Source organism: Floridaenema evergladense BLCC-F167 (assembly GCF_041929205.2).
Lineage (GTDB): Bacteria > Cyanobacteriota > Cyanobacteriia > Cyanobacteriales > Aerosakkonemataceae > Floridanema > Floridanema evergladense.
In genome coordinates this window covers 2,901,854-2,926,350 of sequence record NZ_CM171625.1, presented here as the reverse complement: position 1 = coordinate 2,926,350, position 24,497 = coordinate 2,901,854, and the positions used below count along the sequence as shown (strand labels likewise).

The 24,497-nt window shown below is 41.8% G+C and carries 2 protein-coding genes (1 of these 2 cut by a window edge); both read left to right on the top strand.

What is annotated here, in order from left to right:
• Positions 1-14,706 carry the 3' portion of a non-ribosomal peptide synthase/polyketide synthase gene (locus ACE1CA_RS14300; RefSeq protein WP_486517874.1) on the top strand. 10,557 nt of this gene lie to the left of the window's left edge, so only the last 14,706 of its 25,263 coding nucleotides appear in the window; its start codon lies beyond the left edge, outside the window; it ends in the stop codon at positions 14,704-14,706.
• Positions 14,703-24,497: an amino acid adenylation domain-containing protein gene (locus tag ACE1CA_RS14295; protein ID WP_486517872.1), complete on the top strand. Its 9,795-nt coding sequence runs from the start codon at positions 14,703-14,705 to the stop codon at positions 24,495-24,497. The genes ACE1CA_RS14300 and ACE1CA_RS14295 overlap by 4 nt, the downstream gene beginning before the upstream one ends.

The window sequence follows — 24,497 nt, the reverse complement described above, 5'->3', positions numbered from 1 at the left end:
TTAGTAGAAGCTGTTGCACCATCACGAGATTTGAGTTATAGTCCGTTGTTTCAAGTGATGTTTGTGCTTCAGAATGCACCAATATCCCAATTAGAGTTATCTGGGCTAACTCTGAGTCCTCAAGAATTGGAAATGCCGATCGCCAAATTTGATTTAACTCTCTCAATGGAAAGTACTCCAGATGGACTGATGGGCTGGTGGGAGTACAACACCGACTTGTTTGATGGCAGTACTATTGAGCGGATGACGGGTCATTTTCTCACCTTGCTTGAAGCAATTGTCGCCCATCCCGAAACACCAATTTCCCAAATACCAATGTTAACCACAGTTGAACAACATCAACTGTTAACTGAGTGGAACAATACTCAAACTGATTATCCGGCTGATAAATGTCTGCATCAGTTGTTTGAAGAACAGGTAGAAAAAACACCAGATGCAGTAGCAGTAGTGTTTGAGAATCAACAATTGACATATCGGGAATTGAACCAGAGAGCGAATCAGTTAGCACATTATTTGCGCTCATTAGGTGTGGGTGCAGATGTGCTAGTGGGGATTTGTGTGGAACGTTCCCTGGAGATGATCGTGGGAATACTTGGTATTCTCAAAGCAGGTGGGGCTTATGTCCCCCTCGACCCAACCTATCCCCAAGACCGCTTAAGCTTTATGCTTAATGATACTGGGGTAAAAGTTCTTTTGACCCAAGAGAACTTAGTAAATTCTCTTCCCAAACATGAAGCCCTTATCGTCTGCTTGGATAGCGATTGGCAAACCATGAACCAAGCAAGTCAAGAGAATCTCCACAGTAGAGTCAGTGCAGAAAACCTAGCTTATGTGATTTATACCTCTGGTTCTACAGGAACTCCCAAGGGAGTCGTAGTTACTCATCAGGCGGTGAATCGGCTAGTCAAAAATACCAATTATATCCAGATAACAGCTGATGACCGAATTGCTCAAGCATCGAATATTGCTTTTGATGCTGCAACCTTTGAAATTTGGGGAGCATTGCTCAACGGAGCCAAGTTAGTCATTATTACTAAATCAGTCTTGCTGTCTCCGCCAGAATTAGCAATTAGTCTGAGAGAAAATCAGATCGGTATCTTATTTTTAACCACAGCCCTGTTCAATCAGTTAGCCAGAGAAGTACCACAAGCATTTAGCGGGTTACGATGCCTACTATTTGGAGGAGAAGCGGTAGATCCGTTCTGGGTACGAGAGGTGCTGGACAAAGGTACACCTCAACAACTGCTTCATGTCTATGGGCCAACGGAAAATACTACCTTTTCCTCATGGTACTTGGTAGAAGATTTACCCCTAAGTGCAACAACTGTAGCAATTGGTCGTCCCATAGCCAACACCCTAATCTACATCCTTGACCAATATCTACAACCTGTCCCAGTAGGTGTACCAGGAGAATTACACATCGGAGGAGCAGGACTAGCCAGAGGCTACCTGAATCGACCAGAATTAACTAATGAAAAATTCATCCTCCATCCCTTTAGCAATGAACCAAATGCCCGACTCTACAAAACTGGAGACTTAGCTCGTTACTTGCCTGATGGTAATATCGAATACTTGGGACGGATTGACAATCAAGTGAAAATTCGCGGTTTCCGCATTGAATTGGGCGAAATCGAAGCTATCCTTGGTCAACATCCTCAAGTCCAAGGCGCAGTTGCGATCGTCCGCGAAGACACACCCGGAGATAAACGCTTAGTAGCATACATCGTAGCGCCAGCCCAAGCCATACCTGCAACCAACGAACTAAGGCAATATCTGAAAGCCAAACTCCCAGAATACATGGTGCCGAGTGCTTTTGTAATTTTAGAAGCGCTACCACTTACACCAAACGGGAAAATTGACCGACGGGCTTTACCCAAACCAGAATCTCGCACAGGAATCGAAGTCAACCTAGTTGCGCCTCGCACCCCAACAGAAGAAACACTGGCAACTATTTGGCAACAAGTCTTGGGAGTAGAACAAATCGGCATCCACGACAACTTCTTTCAACTCGGTGGCGATTCGATTTTGAGTATTCAAATCATCACCAGAGCAAGGCAAGCAGGATTAGAACTAAGTGTCAAACAACTATTTACCAATCAAACGATCGCCGAATTAGCCACAGTCGCAAGTGTTACTAAAGCCATTGAAATTTCTCAAGGATTAGTCACAGGTCAAGTAGAATTAACACCAATTCAACAGTGGTTTTTGCAGCAAAACTGGATTGAACCACACCACTTTAATCAATCATTTTTACTCACAACACCATCCAATTTCCAGCCGGAATTATTAAAACCAATCTGGCAGCAATTACTGCTCCATCATGATGCGTTGCGCTTACGTTTTACCCAAACAGAATCAGGTTGGGAACAGATTCACGCTACGCCAAATGATAACATTGCCATATCCTGTTTGGATTTATCAAGTCTCCCAGAAAATGAAATTGCCCTTACCATTGAAAACACTGCCAACTCCTTACAAGCGAGTTTAAATTTAGCAGAAAATCTCGTTCGAGTTGCCTATTTCAAAGGGGGAGAAAACAAAGAAGGAAGATTACTAATAGTAATTCACCATTTAGTAGTCGATGGAGTTTCTTGGCGAATTTTATTAGAAGACTTGCAGACAGCTTACCAGCAATTAAGTCAAGGTCAACCGATTCAACTACCACCAAAAACTACTTCCTTCCAAGATTGGGCAAAACATTTGCAAGAATACGCTCGATACGCCTACGGCACGCTGACGCGAACGGAAGTTTTAAAATCCGAATTATCTTATTGGTTGTCCGATTACACCTCTGTTTCCCGCATTCCTGTAGACTATCCCGGAGGAGAAAACACAGTTGCTTCAGCTAACTATATCTCTGTGTCGTTAAATGAAACCGAAACTCGCTCGCTCTTACAAGATGTCCCCAAAGCATATAAAACGCAAATTAATGATGTCTTATTGACAGCTTTAGTCTTGGTTTTAAGCAAATGGACAAATTCCCAAACGGTGTTATTCAACTTAGAAGGTCATGGACGGGAAGATATTATTGAGGGGGTAGATTTATCCCGAACTGTGGGTTGGTTTACTACAATTTTCCCAGTGGCGATCTTCCTGGAAACAACAGATAATCTGGGAGAAGCTTTAAAATCAGTAAAAGAACAATTACGGGCGATTCCTAATAAAGGAATTGGCTACGGACTCTTGCGTTATTTATCTGGCGATCGAGATATCCAAAACCAGCTTCAAACTAAAGAAACAGCAGAAATTAGCTTTAATTATCTAGGTCAATTTAGCCAAGTTATCAATCAAACTTCGCTGCTTCAATTGGCAAATGAGTCGAGTGGAAATAGCCAAAGTTTACAAGGTCAACGCTCTAATTTACTCGATATTAACGCCATAATTACTAACGAACAGTTGCACATAGATTGGATATACAGCACTCATGTTCATCAGCCAAGTACGATTGAGCAGATTGCCCAAGAATTTATTGCTTTGCTTAGAGAGCTAATTAGTCATTGTTTATCACCAGAAAATGGTGGTTATACTCCCAGTGATTTCCCGTTAGCCAAACTGAGTCAAATAGAGATCGATCGCGTTTTAGCAAATTCAGCGATCGCAGCAGAACAAAAGACAACTAATTGGCAAAATATTGAGGATATTTACCCCTTATCCCCAATGCAACAGGGGATGTTATTTGAAAGTTTGTATGCTCCCGAATCAGGAGTATATTTTGAGCAAATTACTTTCTCGATTACCGGAAATTTAAATGTGTCAGCGTTTGAGCAAGCTTGGCAACAAATAGTAGCCCAGCATTCAATTTTCCGCACCGCCTTTGTCTGGGAGTCTTTAGAGCAACCAGTGCAAGTTGTCTTTCGACAAGTTAATGTTAATATCACCAATTATGATTGGCGCAATTTATCTGCGGTGGAGCAGCAACAGCAATTAGAGATATTTCTTGAATCAGATCGCCAGCTCGGTTTCTCATTTTCGCCAGCGCCATTAATGCGTTTATATCTAATTCAAACCCAGGAGAATACTTACCAATTTGTTTGGAGTTTTCATCATATATTGCTAGATGGTTGGTCTTTACCTTTGGTATTGAAAGACCTCTGGGATTTCTATGAAGTTATTTTGACGGACAAATCTTTCGATCGTCAACCCTCACTCAACTACCGACAGTATATTGCTTGGCTACAACAACAAGATGTGGCTCAATCTGAAGCTTTTTGGCGAGAAAAACTTGCCAGTTTTAGTGCGCCAACTCCTTTGATGGTTGATAAACCTTTATCGCATCGGGAAAATGGCTTGGCTAGTTATGGGGAACAACATATTGAGTTAAGTTTATCAGCAACAACAAAGGCTAATTCTTTTGTCCGAGAACATCAATTAACCCTTTCTAATTTGGTACAAGCGACTTGGGCTTTGTTGCTGTATCGCTATTCTCAAGAGTCTGATGTAGTGTTTGGTGCGACTGTTTCTGGTCGTCCGCCTGTTATTAATGGAGTTGAGTCGATGGTAGGGTTATTTATTAATACTTTACCGATGCGGGTTCGATTCAATGAAAATACTAAACTTTTGGGACTGTTAAAGGATTTACAAGTGCAGCTTGTAGAATCGGAACAATTTTCTTATAGTTCCTTGATGGAGATTCAGGGATTTAGTAATGTACCTAGAGGTACTTATCTGTTCGATAGCATTGTGGTGTTTGAGAATTATCCAATTGATAGCGATCTTTTAGAAGACAATAGTAACTTTTCGTTCTCTAATTTCCGAGCGATCGAACATACGAATTATCCTTTAACGATTCTAGTAGGTCCTAGCGAACAATTGTTTCTGAAGGTGAGCTATGATACGAACCGTTTTGATAATGACACAATCAGCCGAATGTTGGGTCATTTTGTCACTCTGCTAGAAGCAATTGTCGCCAATCCCGAAACGCCAATTTCCCATTTGCCGATGTTAACCGCAGCGGAACAGCAGCAGATATTAACCGAATGGAACAATACTCAAACTGATTTTCCGATCGATCAATCTCTGCATCAGTTGTTTGAAGAACAGGTAGAGAAAACACCAAATGCCATAGCAATAGTGTTGGAAAATCAACAACTAACTTATCGGGAATTGAACGATCGCGCCAATCAATTAGCAAATTATTTGCGCTCATTAGGTGTAGGTGCAGATACACCTGTAGGGATTTGTGTAGAACGTTCTTTAGAAATGGTAATCGGACTACTGGGGATTCTCAAAGCAGGTGGCGCTTACGTTCCACTCGATCCAGAATATCCAACAGATCGTTTACGCTTTATGCTCGCTGACTCATCTGTAGAAGTGCTGCTGACACAACAGAAATTACTGAACTCTCTACCCGAACATAACTCCCAAATCTTTTGTCTCGATACCGACTGGCAAGCAATTTCTCAGTTCAGTCAGGAAAATCTACCCTTGAACGTGCAACCAGAAAACTTGGCTTATATCATTTATACCTCTGGTTCCACAGGTCAACCCAAAGGTGCGATGAATACTCACAAGGGAATTTGCAATCGTCTGTTGTGGATGCAAGAAGCTTACCAATTGACAACAGATGATGTGGTGTTGCAGAAAACACCCTTTAGCTTTGATGTCTCGGTGTGGGAATTCTTCTGGACTCTGCTTAATGGTAGTCGTTTAGTGGTCGCTAAACCAGGGGGACATCGTGATTCTGAGTATTTGGTGAATCTGATCTCTCAACAGCAAGTGACTACCTTGCATTTTGTCCCTTCAATGCTACAAGTATTTTTGGAGAGTCCAAACTTGGCATTATGTGAGAGTTTGCGGCGCGTGATTTGTAGTGGGGAAGCGTTGAATGTGGACTTGCAAACCAAATTCTTTGCTCGTTTGGGATGTGAGTTACACAACCTGTATGGGCCGACAGAGGCAGCGATCGATGTGACATACTGGGAATGTGTGGAGCAAACGCAACTGGACACAGTGCCGATCGGAAAACCAATTGCCAATACCCAAATTTACATTCTCGATCAATATCTGCAACCAGTACCAGTAGGAGTCCCAGGAGAATTGCACATTGGCGGTGTAGGATTAGCAAGAGGCTACCTGAACCGTGCAGAATTAACCACAGAAAAGTTCATCACCAATCCCTTCGGGGATAGGGGTCAGGTGTTAGGGTGTAGGGAAGAAGAATTTCCCCAACCCCCAAGACTTTACAAAACGGGAGACTTAGCCCGTTACTTGCCAGATGGCAACATTGAATATTTAGGAAGAATTGACAATCAAGTAAAAATTCGGGGTTTCCGCATTGAATTGGGCGAAATTGAAGCAGTTTTAAGCCAATATCCTGAAGTCCAAGCCGCTGTTGTGATAGCGCGTGAGGATAATCCCGGAGATAAACGCCTAGTTGCTTACCTTACCACTGAAACTGGGGCGACACTAACAATTGATGAACTGCGACAATACTTGAAAGCAAAGTTACCAGAATACATGGTACCGAATGCTTTTGTGATTCTCGAAACCTTGCCCTTAACACCAAATGGTAAAGTCGATCGTCGTTCTCTACCCACGCCAGACTTACAGACTGAACAAAAAGATAAATATCAAGCACCCCGTACCCCAATAGAAGAAATTCTCGCTCAAGAGTGGGCACAAATCCTCAAATTAAATACTGTTGGCATTTATGATAACTTCTTTGAATTAGGGGGACATTCATTACTTGCCACTCAACTGATTTCTCGCATTCGTAGTCACTTGCAAGTAGAACTGCCTTTGCGAAGTCTGTTTGGCGCACCCACAGTTGCAGAGTTAGCACCAATTATTCAACAGTTACAACAACAAAATTTACAACTGATTGCGCCACCAATTGTTAAACGAGACAACGATAACGATTTACCTCTGTCCTTTGCCCAGAAAAGGTTATGGTTTATCGACCAATTTGAACCCAATAGCGCTTTATACAACATCCCAGCGGCTTTGCGTTTGTCGGGAACTCTTTCCGTAACTGCTTTAGAACAAAGCTTCAAAGAAATTGTGCAGCGTCACGAAGCATTACGCACCAATTTTATTACCGTTGATGGGCAACCGAGTCAAATCATTCACACCCTGTCGAATTGGACTTTATCGATCGTTGATGGGAAACATTTATCAGAAAGCGAATCGGAAATTGCTGCACAACAATTAGTACAACAACAAGCGATTCAACCATTTAATTTAGCAAGTGACTCATTACTCAGAGCTACATTAGTCACGCTGTCAGAAACCGAACATATCTTGCTGATATGTATGCACCATATTGTGTCTGATGGTTGGTCGATCGGTCTATTTGTGGCAGAACTAACGGCACTATACAATGCTTATGCTCAAGGTCTGCCATCACCATTAAGCCCACTGCCAATTCAATACACTGATTTTGCCATCTGGCAAAGAAATTGGTTGCAAGGTGAAGTTCTGCAAACCCAATTAAGTTACTGGCTTGCATCACTGGCTGATGCACCAGCTTTATTATCACTCCCGACCGATCGACCCAGAAAAGCAAAACAAACTTATCAAGGCGCACATCAACAATTTGCCCTGTCAGAGGAACTAACCCAAAAATTAACACTCCTGAGTCAAGAGGAGGGAGTAACTCTGTTTATGACATTGTTGGCAGCGTTTAATACCTTACTCTACCGCTACAGTGGACAAACAGATATTGTGGTAGGTTCACCCATTGCCAACCGGAACCAGAGTGAAATCGAAGGGTTAATTGGCTTTTTTGTCAATACTTTAGTGTTGCGGACAGATTTATCAGCCAATCCCAGTTTTGCTCAACTGCTCAATCAAGTGCGGGAGGTGTCGTTAGGAGCATACACTCATCAGGATTTACCATTTGAGATGTTGGTAGAGGCTTTGCAACCAGAACGCAATCTTAGCTATACACCTCTGTTCCAGGTGATGTTTGTCCTCCAGAATGCGCCGTTGTCTTCCGTCGAGTTAGATGGATTAAGGCTAACTCCAGTAGAACTAGAAAATGCGATCGCTAAATTCGATTTAACGCTATCAATGGAAAACACTTCTACTGGACTAGTGGGATGGTGGGAATACAATACAGATTTGTTTGATGGTAGTACCATCGAGCGCATGACAGGTCATTTTCAGACTTTACTTGAAGCGATTGTTGAAAATCCCCAAAAACAAATCTCTCAATTACCAATCTTAACCACAGCCGAACAACAGCAGTTATTGGTGGAATGGAATAATACTCAAACTGATTATCCAGTTGATAAATGTCTGCATCAATTATTTGAAGAACAGGTAGAAAAGACACCTGATGCGGTAGCAATAGTCTTTGAAAATCAACAATTAACTTATTCACAATTGAATAATCGCGCCAATCAATTAGCACATTATTTACGTTCATTAGGTGTGGGTGCAGATGTGCTAGTGGGGATTTGTCTAGAACGCTCAATAGAAATGGTAGTCGGATTATTGGGTATTCTCAAAGCGGGTGGAGCTTATGTACCCCTTGACAGCGAGTATCCTACTGAACGATTGCGCTTTATGTTAGAAGACTCTCAAGTAGGAGTGCTACTGACAAATGAGCGAACCAGAGAAAGGACGCTTGAGTATCAAGGAAACTTATTCTGTTTGGATAGTGACTGGCAATTAATTCAACAGTGGAGTCAGGATAATCCCATAGCCCAAGTACAAGCAACTAATTTGGCATATGTAATCTATACATCTGGCTCTACAGGTCAGCCGAAAGGAGTACTAGTTACTCATCAGTCGCTGCTCAATCTAGTGTTCTGGCATCAAAGTGCTTTTAAAATCACGTCATTAGATAAAGCCACGCAATTAGCAGGAACCGCATTTGATGCTGCTGTCTGGGAACTGTGGCCTTACCTGACGAAGGGAGCTAGTATTTACTTGGTGAAAGCGGAGACTCTGCACAACCCGATCGATTTGCGAGACTGGCTGATTAGCCAAAAAATTAGTATCAGTTTTCTGCCCACACCGTTGGCAGAGAAGTTATTGAGTCTGGAATGGCCTGAAAGTGTAGATTTGCGAACCATGTTAATTGGTGGGGATCAACTGCACAATTATCCGTCACGGTTGGTGCCGTTTTCAGTGGTGAATAATTATGGGCCAACAGAAAATACGGTAGTGACAACTTCTGGGGTGGTAGTAACCAATGGGGAAAACAATGCTGCATCACCTCCTATTGGTCGTCCCATAGCCAACACCCTAATCTACATCCTTGACCAATATCTACAACCTGTCCCAGTAGGTGTACCAGGAGAATTACACATCGGCGGTGCTGGATTAACACGAGGCTACCTGAACCGACCAGAATTAACTAATGAGAAGTTCATTGCCAATCCCTTGAGCAATGACCCAAATTCTCGCCTCTATAAAACTGGGGATTTAGCTCGTTATTTACCTGATGGCAACATCGAATACCTGGGAAGGATAGACAATCAAGTGAAAATCCGAGGTTTTCGCATCGAATTGGGCGAAATCGAAGCTATCCTTAGTCAACATCCTCAAGTCCAAACTGCGGTGGCGCTCGTCCGGGAAGACACACCCGGAGATAAACGCCTAGTAGCATACATCGTAGCGCCAGCCCAAGCAACACCTGCAACCAACGAACTACGGCAATACTTGAAAGCCAAACTCCCAGAATACATGGTGCCCAGTGTCTTCGTAATTCTCGAAGTATTACCACTCACACCAAACGGGAAAATTGACCGACGGGCTTTACCTAAACCAGAATCTCGCTCAGGAATCGAAGTCAACCTAGTAGCCCCCCGCACCTCAGAAGAAGAAACACTTTTGCAAATTTGGAAACAAGTCCTGGGAGTAGAGGAAATCGGCATTCACGATAACTTCTTTGAACTCGGAGGCGATTCCATCTTAAGCATTCAAATCATCACTAAAGCAAGGCAAGCGGGATTAGACTTTAGTGTCAAACAACTATTTACCAATCAGACAATTGCCGAATTAGCCGCAGTCGCAAGTGTTACTAAAGCCATTGAAATTTCTCAAGGATTAGTCACAGGTCAAGTAGAATTAACACCAATTCAACAGTGGTTTTTGGAGCAAAACTGGGTTGAACCGCACCACTTTAATCAATCATTTTTACTCACAACACCATCCAATTTCCAGCCGGAATTATTAAAACCAATCTGGCAGCAATTACTGCTCCATCATGATGCGTTGCGCTTACGTTTTACCCAAACAGAATCAGGTTGCGAACAGATTCACGCTACGCCAAATGATAACATTGCCATATCCTGTTTCGACTTATCAAGTCTCCCAGAAAGCGAGATTGCCGCTACCATTGAAAACACTGCCAACTCCTTACAAGCGAGTTTAAATTTGGCAGAAAATCTCGTCCAAGTCGCCTATTTCAAAGGGGGAGAAGATCGACCGGGAAGATTACTAATAGTAATTCACCATTTAGTAGTCGATGGAGTTTCTTGGCGGATATTGTTAGAAGACTTGCAGACAGCTTACCAACAACTAAGTCAGGGTCAACCAATTCAATTACCACCGAAAACCACCTCTTTTCAAAATTGGGCGCAACAGTTAACCAACTATGCTCAATCGGAGGTTTTAAAATCGGAATTATCTTATTGGTTGCGCGAATCTTATACCTCTGTTTCTCCTATTCCAGTAGACTATCCCCAAGGAGAAAACACAATTGCTTCAGCTCAGAACATATCTGTATCGTTAAATGAAGTTGAAACTCGCTCACTCTTACAAGATGTTCCGAAAGCTTACTCTACCCAGATTAATGATGTCTTATTAACAGCTTTAGTTCTAGTTTTAAGTCGCTGGACTAACTCAAATTCTGTGTTATTCAACTTAGAAGGACATGGAAGGGAAGATATTATTGAGGAAGTAGATTTATCCCGAACAGTTGGTTGGTTTACCAGCATTTTCCCAGTAGTAGTGGAACTGGAAGAAAGTGAGAATCTAGGTAGGGTTTTAAAATCAGTCAAAGAACAATTACGCAAGATTCCCAACAAAGGAATTGGCTATGGAATCTTGCGTTATTTATCTAGTCGAGACATCCAAAGCCAAATTAAAAACCTAAAAGAAGCAGAAATTAGCTTCAATTATTTAGGTCAATTTAGTCAGTTGTTTGATCGATCTTCTCTGCTGCAATTAGCGAATGAATCGAGTGGAAACTACTCGAGTTGGCAAAATGTACGTTCTCATCTGCTGGATATAAACGCCATTATTACAGAAGAACGGCTACATATAGATTGGATATACAGTAGCAATGTGCATAACTCTAGTACAGTTGAACAGATTGCCCAAGAATTTATTGCTTTGCTTAGAGAGCTAATTAGTCATTGTTTATCACCAGAAAATGGTGGTTATACTCCCAGTGATTTCCCGTTAGCCAAACTAAGTCAAATAGAACTCGATCGCGTTTTAGCAACTTGGGCAAAAGAAGCAGGACAACAGACAACTAATTGGCAAAATATTGAGGATATTTATCCCTTATCGCCAATGCAACAGGGAATGTTATTTGAAAGTTTCTATGCTCCCGAAACCGGAGTATATTTTCAGCAGATAACTTTCTCGATTACCGGAAATTTAAATGTGTCGGCGTTTGAGCAAGCTTGGCAACAAATAGTAGCCCAGCATTCAATTTTCCGTACAGCTTTCCTTTGGGAATCTTTACACCAACCTCTGCAAGTTGTCTGGCGACAAGTTAATATTAATGTCGCCACTTATGATTGGCGCAATTTATCTGCCAATGAGCAACAACAGCAATTAGAGATATTTCTTGAATCAGATCGCCAGCTCGGTTTCTCATTTTTGCCAGCGCCATTAATGCGTTTATATCTAATTCAAACCCAGGAGAATACTTACCAATTTGTTTGGAGTTTTCATCATATATTGCTGGATGGTTGGTCTTTACCTTTGGTGTTGAAAGACCTCTGGGATTTCTATGAAGTTATTCTGACGGGCAAATCTTTAGAGCGTCAACCCTCACTCAACTACCGACAGTATATTGCTTGGCTACAACAACAAGATGTGGCTCAATCTGAAGCTTTTTGGCGAGAAAAACTTGCCAGCTTTAGTGCGCCAACTCCTTTGATGATTGATAAACCTTTATCGCATCGGGAAAATGGCTTGGCTAGTTATGGGGAACAACATATTGAGTTAAGTTTATCAGCAACAACAAAGGCTAATTCTTTTGTCCGAGAACATCAATTAACCCTTTCTAATTTGGTGCAAGCGACTTGGGCTTTGTTGCTATCTCGCTATTCTCAAGAGTCTGATGTAGTGTTTGGTGCGAGTGTTTCTGGTCGTCCGCCTGTTATTAATGGAGTTGAGTCGATGGTAGGGTTATTTATTAATACTTTACCGATGCGTGTTCGATTCAATGAAAATACTAAACTTTTGGGACTGTTAAAGGATTTACAGGCGCAACTGGTGGAATCGGAACAATTTGCTTACAGTTCTTTGGTGGAGATTCAAGGATTTAGTGATGTACCTAGAGGTACTTCTCTGTTCGATACCATTGTGGTGTTTGAGAATTATCCAATTGATAGCGATCTTTTAGAAGACAATAGTAACTTTTCCTTCTCTAATTTCCGGGCGATCGAACAAACAAATTATCCTTTAACAGTTGTAGTAGGTCTAGGGGAACAATTGTTTCTGAAGGCGAGCTATGATAAGAACCGTTTTGATGATGGCTCAATCAGCCGGATGTTGGGTCATTTTGTCAATCTGCTACAAGCCATTGTCGCCAATCCCGAAACGACACCAATTTCCCATTTGCCGATGTTAACTCCATCGGAACAACAGCAGTTATTAGTGGAGTGGAATGATACTCAAACTGATTACTCAGTTGATCAATCTCTGCATCAGTTGTTTGAAGAACAGGTAGAGAAAACACCAAATGCCATAGCAATAGTGTTGGAAAATCAACAACTGACTTATCGGGAATTGAACGATCGATCCAACCAACTAGCCCATTATTTGCGCTCTTTCGGCGTAGGTGCAGATGTCTTAGTGGGGATTTGTGTCGAACGTTCCTTGGAAATGATTGTGGGAATACTTGGAATTCTCAAGGCGGGTGGCGCTTATGTTCCCCTCGACCCAGATTATCCGACAGAACGTTTACGCTTTATGTTGTCAGACTCTCAAGTGTCGGTGTTGCTGACTCAACAGAAATTCGTAAAGACATTGTATACAACGTCTTTACCTCAACATCAAGCGCAAATAGTTTGTTTGGATCGGGACTGGGAAACCATTGCAGAGCATAGCAACGCCAACCCGGAAAAGACTGCAACATCTGATAACCTGGCTTATATCATCTACACCTCTGGTTCTACAGGTCAACCCAAAGGCGTTTTAGTTAACCACTCGAATGTAGTGCGTTTGTTTGCTGCAACTAACGATCGCTATCATTTCAATGAGCAAGATGTCTGGACATTATTCCACTCTTACGCCTTCGACTTTTCTGTGTGGGAAATTTGGGGAGCATTGCTTTATGGTGGAAAACTAGTAGTTGTGCCTTATTTAGTGACACGCGAACCCGAATCCTTCTATAAGTTATTAGTAGAAGAGAAAGTCACAGTTCTCAATCAAACACCTTCGGCATTTCGCCAGTTAATTCAAGCCGAAGAGTCCCTAGCTACTGTGGGAGATCTGAAGTTACGCTTGGTAATATTCGGTGGAGAAGCCTTAGAACCGAAGAGTTTGCAACCTTGGTTTGAGCGTCATGGCGATCGACAACCCCAATTAGTGAATATGTATGGGATTACAGAAACTACTGTTCACGTCACCTATCGTCCATTAACTATCGCTGATGTCAATGGTACAGCAAGTGTAATTGGTCGTCCGATTCCCGACTTGCAGGTGTATGTGTTAGACCAACATTTACAGCCAGTACCAATAGGAGTTCCCGGTGAGATGTATGTTGGTGGTGCGGGAGTAACACGCGGCTATTTGAATCGACCCGATTTAACGAGCGAAAAGTTTATCGCCAATCCCTTTGACAACTCAAAAAACGAAGCGGTAGAGACGTTGTATACAACGTCTCTACCGCCCCTACTCTATAAAACCGGAGACTTAGCTCGTTATTTACCATCTGGCGAGTTAGAGTACTTGGGACGGATTGACAATCAAGTCAAAATTCGCGGTTTCCGTATTGAATTGGGCGAAATTGAGAGTTTACTGGTGAAACATCCGACTGTGTGGGAAAGCGTGGTAGTGGTGCGAGAGGAAACGCCTGGGGATAAACGTTTGGTGGCTTACGTAGTGCCCAAAGGTGAAGCATCGATTCAATCGGAGGAACTACGTCAATTCGTCGCCAACCAATTACCAGCTTACATGGTGCCGAATACTTTTGTAGTTTTGGAATCTTTACCCCTAACATCTAATGGCAAAGTAGACCGTCGGGCTTTACCCACGCCAAATGTAAAGAGCGAACCATCAGACAAGTATGTAGCACCTCGCACGCCTGTTGAAGAAATGCTGGCTCAAATTTGGATAGAACTCCTGAAAGTAGAGCGAGTAGGCATTCATGATAACTTCTTTGAATTAGGGGGACATTCTTTATTAGCAACTCAATTGGTTTTATGTATTCGCGATCGCTTTAAGGTCGAACTTCCTTTGCGCGACTTGTTTAATGCTGCGACATTAGCTGAATTAGCGCAAACAATAGCCAATTTACCCCAACAAAACTCAGATCAAACGACCCCACGCATTTTACCAAGGAAAAGACAATGATGACTGAAGAATTACCCCTATCTTATGCTCAACAACGTTTATGGTTTTTAGACCAATTTGAGCCGAACAGTGCTTTATACAATATCCCAGCAGCATTACGTCTGGAGGGAAAACTCGATCGCGTGGCGCTGGAAAAAAGCTTGACTGAAATTATTCAGCGTCACGAGGTTTTACGCACAAATTTCGCTGTTGTTGATGGACAACCAACCCAAATTATCCATACAGAAACAACCTGGAATGTCTCAATTGAGGATTTAACGCATTTATCCACACAAGAACAAGAGATAATTTCACGACAATTATTGCAACAACAAGGGTTGCAACCTTTTGACCTCACAAGTGAGTCATTAATCAGAGCAACGTTACTAGTGCTGTCCGAAACAGAACATATTTTGTTGGTTTGTATGCACCACATTGTTTCTGATGGCTGGTCAATGGGTGTGTTTGTTCAGGAACTATCGGCACTATACAATGCTTACACTCAAGGTGAGCGATCGCCTTTGAACCCACTACCAATTCAATATGCCGATTTTGCTATCTGGCAGCGAGAATGGTTGCAAGGGGAAGTATTACAACGCCAATTGAATTACTGGCAAGAAAAACTAAAAGACGCACCTGCTTTATTAGAATTACCTACAGACCGTCCCAGACCACCAGTACAAACTTTCGTTGGCGGAAATCAACAGTTTGCACTTTCTCCTGAATTGTCACGAAAATTGACCCAACTTAGTCAGGAGACAGGAGCGACTTTGTTCATGATGCTTTTGGCGGCTTTTAATACTTTACTGTACCGCTATACAGGACAGTTGGATATTTTGGTGGGGACAGCCATTGCTAATCGCAATCATAGTGAAATTCAAAGCTTGATTGGTTTTTTTGTCAATACATTAGTGATGCGGACTGATTTATCAGGTAATCCCAGCTTTAGGGAGTTACTGAGTCGGGTTCGAGAAACGGCAATGGAGGCGTATACTTATCAGGATTTGCCGTTTGAGATGTTGGTGGAGGCATTGCAACCGGAACGTAATCTCAGCTATTCACCACTGTTCCAAGTGATGTTTGCGCTCCAGAATGCTCCCATGTCTAAGTTAGAACTGGGTGGATTAACGCTGAGTCCCATAGAGCTAGAAAATCCGATCGCTAAATTTGATTTGAGTTTGGCAATGGCTAGCACATCTGAAGGACTGGTGGGAATATGGGAGTACAATTCTGATTTGTTTGATGGCTGTACGATCGAACGAATGACAAATCACCTTCTCTCTTTACTCGAAGGTATTGTCGCCAATCCCCAAATCCCAATTTCTCAACTACCAATTTTAACGGCAGCAGAACAAGGTCAGTTAATTGAATGGAATAATACTCAAGTTGATTATCCGGTTGATAAGTGTCTGCATCAGTTATTTGAACAACAAGTGGAGAAGACACCCGATGCAGTAGCTGTAGTGTTTGAAAATCAACAACTAACATATCGGGAATTGAATGAAAAAGCGAATCAGTTAGCACATTATTTACGCTCTTTAGGTGTAGGCGCAGATGTGCTTATCGGAATTTGTGTGCGACGTTCTTTAGAAATGGTGGTGGGAATACTTGGTATTCTCAAAGCGGGTGGTGCATACTTACCCCTCGATCCAGATTATCCTAAAGAACGTTTAAGCTTTATACTTGAAGATTCTCAGGTATCAGTGCTGCTTACCCAATCTTTCCTATCCGACAAATTAAGCAACATTAATTTAGAACCATCTCCACAAATTATTTGCTTAGACCAAGCAACTTTTAGTTCAGAATTAAAAGATAATCCCAGTCCCCTAAGTACTCCGGCTGATTTAGCTTACGTAATTTACACTTCTGGTTCCACTGGTACGCCTAAAGGTGTGACGATCGAGCATCGTGCTATTGTCAATCTTTCTTTAAGTTGGGCAAAAACTTTTCAAGTACACAGTGAGAACCGTTTGCTTCAGTTTGGCTCGTTTAGTTTTGATTTATCTGTAGGAGAAATAGCCACAAGTTTAATCAGTGGTGCTAGTTTATATCTGACTGATAAAGAAACTTTGTTACCTAGTCAAATGTTGGTTGACTTCTTAGCCGAAAACCAAATTACCCACTGCTTTTTATCTCCTTCGGCTTTGTCTGTTTTACCGCAAGCAACCTTACCCCATTTGCAATGTTTAACTGTTGGTGGTGAAGCTTGTCCGGCTCATTTAGCTAACTTTTGGGGGGTAGGAAGGCAGTTTTATAATTGCTATGGGCCTACAGAATCTACGGTAACAGCTGCGATCGCACCAATTCAACCCAACAACAAAAAACCCCCCATCGGTAAACCCTTATCCAATCTTCGCATCTATATTTTAGATGCCCACAATCAACTATTACCTGTAGGAATCCCCGGAGAATTGTGCATTGCTGGGGTAGGTTTAGCTAGGGGTTATTTGAATCGTCCCGACTTAACGGGTGAAAAGTTTATCGAAGTAGAATTGTACGGTAAAGTTGAGCGAATTTACAAAACAGGAGACTTAGCTCGCTATTTACCCGATGGCAACCTTGAATACTTGGGACGCATAGACAATCAAGTAAAAATTCGCGGTTTCCGAATTGAATTAGGCGAAGTTGAAGCAGCTTTGTCCCAACTACCTGAAGTCCAAACAGCGGTTGTTGTTGCACGGGAAGACTTCGGCGTGAGCGCTCAGTCGAACGATGAACCAAACAAAAAACGTTTGGTAGCTTACGTTGTACCACAACAGAAAAATTTTGAATCATCAAACAAACTAGAAGATTCATTAACAGATAAAGCAGAACTATTGCCATCTGTAGCTGAATTTTATGTTTATGATGATTTACTTTATTATGCGATGACTAATGACCATCGACGCAATCATAGTTATCAGGTGGCGATCGATCGATTGGTCAAAGATAAAATAGTTGTGGAAATCGGCACAGGTAAAGATGCTATCTTAGCGAGATTTTGTGTTGCAGGAGGTGCCAAGAAAATTTATGCAATTGAACTAAATGAAGAAACCTGCCACAAAGCCAGAACTTGTATTGAAAAGTTAGGTTTAGCAGATAAAATTATAGTGATTCATGGAGATGCAACTGTAGTTAATCTCCCTGAACTTGCTGATGTTTGCGTTTCAGAAATTGTGGGATCGATCGGTGGCTCTGAAGGTGCTACAGTAATTATTAATAATTCCAGAAGATTACTCAAGCCTGATGGTTTGATGATTCCTGAAAGAAGCGTTACTAAAATGGCAGCTGTCACGCTTCCAGATGAAATATTACATAATCCTCAGTTTGCTGAAATTGGGGCACATTACGCCAAAGAAATCTTTAAACAAGTTGGATATCCCTTTGATTTAAGGGTATGTATTAAGAATTTTCCCAAGTCAAATCTTCTATCCACAGTGGATATTTTAGAAGATTTGAACTTCAATGAATATGTTAGCCCGGACTTCACCCATGAAATTAAATTGAAAATCCAAAAAAATGGGCGAATGGATGGCTTTTTAGTCTGGTTGAATCTGCATACAATTGCTGGAGAAGAAATAGATATTTTAGAACACGAACATTGCTGGCTTCCGATTTATTTCCCAGCATTTGAGCCAGCAATTGAAGTAGAACAAGGTGATATCATTCAAGCAAATTGTTCTCGGACACTTTGCGACAATAATCTCAATCCAGATTATGCGATTAAGGGTAGTTTGCTGAAAAAGAATGGGGAAAAGATTGATTTTGAATATGTTTCCTATCACTATAAAAATAATTTCCGGCAAACACCTTTCTATCAACGATTATTTGCTAATTATGAACAGGGGGAAAATAACAATCAACTCGATAATCTAGTGCCATCGCTGAGATCTAATCTCAAGAAACTCCTGCCTGATTTCATGATTCCCTCTAGCTTTGTGGTATTAGAGAATCTGCCCTTAACACCAAATGGCAAAGTAGATTATCGCGCTTTACCTATCCCGGAATCTCGATCGGGAATAGAAGCAAATTTAGTCGCACCCGTCACCGCAGTTGAAGAAATTCTGGCAACTATTTGGCAAGAAGTTTTGAAGGTAGATCCGATCGGCATTCATGATAACTTCTTTGAACTAGGTGGCGATTCTATCCTCAGCATTCAAATCGTCACTAAAGCAAGGCAAGCTGGACTACAACTCACTGTTAACCAATTATTTGCCCATCAAACTATTGCCGAATTAGCTGCTGTTGCTGGGACTACAAAAGTAATTCAAATTGCCCAAGAATTAGTTACTGGTAAAGTACACCTAACGCCAATTCAACAGCGATTTTTTGAGCTAAAATGGGTAGAACCACACCACTTTAATCAATCATTTCTATTCACAACACCATCCCACTTTCAGCCGGAATTATTATCACCAATCTGGGGGCATTTACTTAAACATCACGATGCTTTGCGTTTACGCTTTACTCAATCAGAATCCGGTTGGGAACAGATTCACGCTACTCCAAATGAAAAGATTGCTTACTCCTATTTCGATTTATCAAGTCTCCCAGAAAGTGAAATTTCAGCGACTATTGAAAACACCGCCAACAGTTTACAAGCAAGTTTGAATTTGGCATCTAATCTGGTGCAAATTGCCTATTTTAAATTAGGAGAAAATCAACTAGGAAGATTACTAATAGTAATTCATCATTTGGTAGTAGATGGAGTATCTTGGCGGATCTTGTTAGAAGATTTACTAACAGCTTATCAACAACTAAGTCAGAATCAAGCAATTCAGTTACCGCCAAAAACCACCTCTTTCCAAGATTGGGCACAACATCTTAAAGAATATGCTCGATACGCCTACGGCACGCTGACGCGAACGGAAATTCTCAAATCAGAATTAGCTTATTGGCTATCCAAATCTGACTCAAATGTTTCATCCCTACCAGTAGATTATCCTGCTGGAGAGAACACAGTTGCCTCGGCTAGCAATATCAGTGTCAGCTTAAATGAAGCGGAAACTCAAGCTTTGTTACAAGAAGTACCAAAAGCTTATAAAACCCAAATTAATGATGTCTTATTAACAGCTTTAGTGCTGGTTTTAAGTCGCTGGACTAATTCAAATTCAGTGCTGTTCAACTTAGAAGGACACGGACGGGAAGATATTATTGAGGGAGTAGATTTATCCCGGACTGTTGGTTGGTTTACCACCCTTTTTCCGGTACTGGTGGAACTGGAAGAAATTGATAATTTAGGGACAATTTTAAAATCAGTCAAAGAACAATTACGCAAGATTCCTCATAAAGGAATTGGCTACGGCTTATTGCGTTATCTTTGTGATGACCCGGAAATTACCAGCCAAGTTCAGAAAATAAAAGAAGCAGAAATTAACTTCAATTATTTAGGTCAGTTTGGTCAAGCACTGAATCAATCTTCTTTGTTTCAATTGGCAACTGAGTCAACTGGAAACAGCCTGAGTTTACAAGGTCAACGATCGGGTTTACTCGATGTTAACGCTGCGATCGCAGAAGAACAGCTACATATACATTGGATATACAGCAGCAATGTGTATTCTTCGAGTACGATCGAGAAAATTGCCCAAGAATTTGTAGTTACTTTACGAGAATTAATCGCTCATTGTTTATCACCAGAAAATGGTGGCTACACTCCCAGTGATTTCCCCTTAATCAAACTCACACAACCAGAATTAGATCGGGTATTAGCCAGTCTTCCATTAACTAATTGGCAAAATATTGAGGATATTTATCCCTTATCACCAATGCAACAGGGGATGCTATTTGAAAGTTTGTATGCTCCTGATTCTGGTGTATATGTGGAACAGATGACTTCCACTTTAACCGGAAACTTAAATGTGTCGGCATTTGAGCAAGCTTGGCAACAACTAGTAGCGCATCATTCAATTTTCCGCACAGCATTTGTTTGGGAATCTTTAGAACAACCAGTGCAAGTGTTGTATCGACAAATAGAAGTGAAAGTCGAAAGATTAGATTGGCGGGAATTATCTGCACAAGAGCAGCAACAGCAATTACAATTGTTTCTTGATTCAAAACGGCAACAGGGTTTCGATTTTGGCATAGCACCATTGCTGCGTCTCTATCTGATTCAATGTTCAGAGAATACTTATGAATTTGTCTGGAGTTTTCATCATATATTAATGGATGGCTGGTCTTTACCATTAGTATTTCAAGACCTATTGAATTGTTATCAAGCAATTATCCAGGGTCAAAGAATCGAAGCTCAACCCGCACTGAACTACCGTCATTATATTGCTTGGCTACAACAACAAGAACAACAGCTAGCAGAAGAATTTTGGCGCAAAAAATTGCAAGGTTTTAGTGCTCCTACACCTTTGATGGTAGATAAACCGATAACAAACCGGGAAAAAGGCTCACGCAGTTACAAGGAAAAACAAATTGGGTTAAGTGTTTCAACAACAGAAAAGGCAGTATCTTTTGTCCGAGAAAATCAATTGACACTCAATAATTTGGTGCAGACAACTTGGGCTTTGTTGCTATCTCGCTATTCTCAAGAAACGGATGTGGTGTTTGGTGCAACTGTTTCTGGTCGTCCAGCGGCGTTAGCTGGGGTAGAGTCGATGGTAGGATTGTTTATCAACACTTTACCGATGCGTGTTCAGTTCTCCGAGTCAAAGGAATTGCTGGGTTTGTTAAAGGATTTGCAAGTTCAATTGGTGGAGTCGGAGCAGTTTTCCTATAGTTCATTGGTGGAAATTCAGGGATGGAGTGATGTTAAGAGAGGGACGGCTTTGTTTGAGAGTATTCTGGTGTTCGAGAATTATCCGGTGGATAGTGAGAGCCTAGAAGAAAATTATAGTTTTTCGTTTTCTAATTTCCGAACGATCGAACAAACAAATTATCCTTTGACAATTTTAGTCGGACCCGGAGAACAGTTATTGCTGAAGGTGTACTACGATGGCGATCGGTTTGATGATAGTGCAATCAGCCGGATGTTGGGTCATTTTGTCACCCTGCTAGAAGCCATTGTCGCCAATCCCCAAACGCCAATTGCTCAACTACCAATGTTAACTCCGGCTGAACAACATCAACTATTAACCGAATGGAACAATACTCAAGTAGACTATCCGCTTAATCAATGTCTGCATCAATTATTTGAACAACAGGTAGAGAAAACACCCGATGCAGTAGCAGTAGTATTTGAGAATCAACAACTAACTTACTCCCAATTGAATGCCAAAGCCAATCAGTTAGCAAATTATTTGCGTTCATTAGGTGTGAGTGCAGATGTGCCCGTAGGCTTATGTGTGGAACGTTCGATCGAAATGCTTGTGGGAGTGTTGGGAATTCTCAAAGCTGGTGGCGCTTATGTTCCCCTAGATCCAGAGTATCCAGTTGAGCGTTTAAGCTTGATGTTGTCAGACTCACAAGTTCCTGTGTTGCTGACACAACAAAAATTTGTAGAGACGTTGTATACAACGTCTCTACCTACACATCCCACACACTTAACTCGCTTGGATACTGACTGGGCAATGATTCAAGAGTGCAGTCGGGATAATCTGATTTGTGATGTTCAACCGGAAAACTTAGCTTATGTAATTTATACCTCTGGTTCCACAGGAAAACCCAAAGGCATCGCCATGAATCACCTACCTTTGGTGAATCTGATGCTTTGGCAAGTGCAAAATTCGACAATGGCTCAAGGAGGAAAAACCCTACAATTTGCGCCAATTAGCTTTGATGTCTCATGTCAAGAAATGTTCTCTACTTGGTGTAGTGGTGGGACATTATTGTTGATTAGCGAGCAATTGCGTCGAGAGCCAAAAGCTTTATTGGATTTACTCTCTGAACAAGCAGTAGAAAGACTGTTTCTACCTTTTGTTGGCTTACAACAGTTAGCTGAGGTAGCTATGGAAAGCCAATCAACTGTGTGTCTGAGGGAAATTATTACCGCAGGGGAACAGTTACAGATGACACCAGCAATTACTGATTGGTTGAATCAGCTAAGTAACTGCACTTTGTACAATCACTATGGGCCTTCGGAAAGTCATGTAGTTACCAGTTTTACCGTAAATCAGACAGGAGAAAGTTGGTCGTTACTGCCCCCGATCGGTCGCCCCATAGCCAACACTCAAATTTACATTCTCGATCGATATCGTAAGCCAGTACCGATCGGAGTCCCAGGAGAATTGCACATTGGCGGTGTTTCCCTAGCCAGAGGCTACCTAAACCGACCAGAATTAACCAGTGAAAAATTCATCACCAATCCCTTCGGGGATAGGGGTCAGGTGTTAGGGTGTAGGGAAGAAGAATTTCCCCAACCCCTAACACCTACCCCCCAACCCCCAAGACTTTACAAAACCGGAGACTTAGCCCGTTACTTACCGGATGGGAACATCGAATACCTGGGAAGGATCGACAATCAAGTGAAAATCCGAGGTTTCCGCATTGAATTGGGCGAAATTGAGGTAATTTTGGGGCAACATCCCCAAGTCCAAGCGGCTGCGGCGATCGTTCGCGAAGACACACCCGGAGATAAACGCCTAGTTGCATACATCACATCGCAACCGTCAGCAACACCGACAAGCAGTGAACTGCGGCAATACCTGAAAGCGAAGTTACCAGATTATATGGTGCCGAGTGCTTATGTATTATTGGAGACTTTGCCTTTAACTCCCAGTGGCAAAGTCGATCGTCGTGCCTTACCCGAACCTTCCGATCGCAGTAGTTCGGATACAATTGTTTTACCCCGGAACCCCGTAGAACTGAAACTCGCACAAATCTGGTCAACAACTCTCAAACTTGACCTTGTGGGGGTAAAAGATAACTTTTTTGACCTTGGTGGTCATTCCCTGTTAATTCCTTATTTAATGGCGCAAATTAAGCAGGCGTTTAATAACGATATCCCTTTAGCTACTCTCTTGCAAAATCCGACGATCGAACAGTTAGCAACTGTAGTGCAAAAAGATGCCGATACTAGGAGTGATTCTCCTTTGCTGGCAATTCAGCCAATGGGTGAGCATCTACCTTTGTTCTGTGTTCCCGGATCGGGGGGCTATTCGTTATACTTGTATAACTTGGCTCGTTGTCTCCCAAAAGACCAACCTTTCTACACTTTCCAAAAAAATTATTACCAGCAGGAAATATCACCTGTTACCCATATTGAGGAGGTAGCTGCTAACTACATTCAAGCAATGCAGACAGTACAACCCCAAGGCCCATATTTTTTAGCTGGGCATTCTTTTGGTGGTAAAGTAGCTTATGAAATGGCACAGCAGTTGCTCGATCGGGGAGAAGAAGTTGCTCTGTTGGCTATTCTTGATACAACACCACCAGGCTTTGGCAAAACTTCAGATGATTGGGATGATACTCAATGGTTGATTGATTTAGTTGGTGCAATGAAAGCTACTTTTGCATCTGATTTGGAATTGGATGTCGAGAAGCTTATATCTTTGGCTCCAGACGCACAAATTCAATATGTTCTGGAGTACGTGAAAAAGTTTGATATCCTACCTCCTGATGCTGATTCCACTTATTTGTTGCATCTGTTGCAATCTTTCATGGCTGACCATAAAGCTAAGTATTCCCCACAACAACAGGTTTATCCTGTCCGTATTACTCTGTTTCGCTCTAGTGAGATTAAAGTCGAAGAAAATGAGTTTTTCCGTGAGGTTTTTCAGGATTCCACCTTTGGTTGGAGTGCTATTTCTGGAACACCTGTGGATGTTCATTTTGTCCCTGGCAATCATACGACGATGTTGCATTTCCCTCATGTTCAGGTGTTAGCCCAAAAGTTAAATACTTGCATCCAGCAAGCAAAATTAACAACTAACAACGGGCAATTCGCCTGA

Excerpts from the sequence above, each read along its gene's own strand:
- ACE1CA_RS14295 (WP_486517872.1), top strand. The coding sequence starts at position 14,703 with ATGATGACTGAAGAATTACCCCTATCTTATGCTCAACAACGTTTATGG.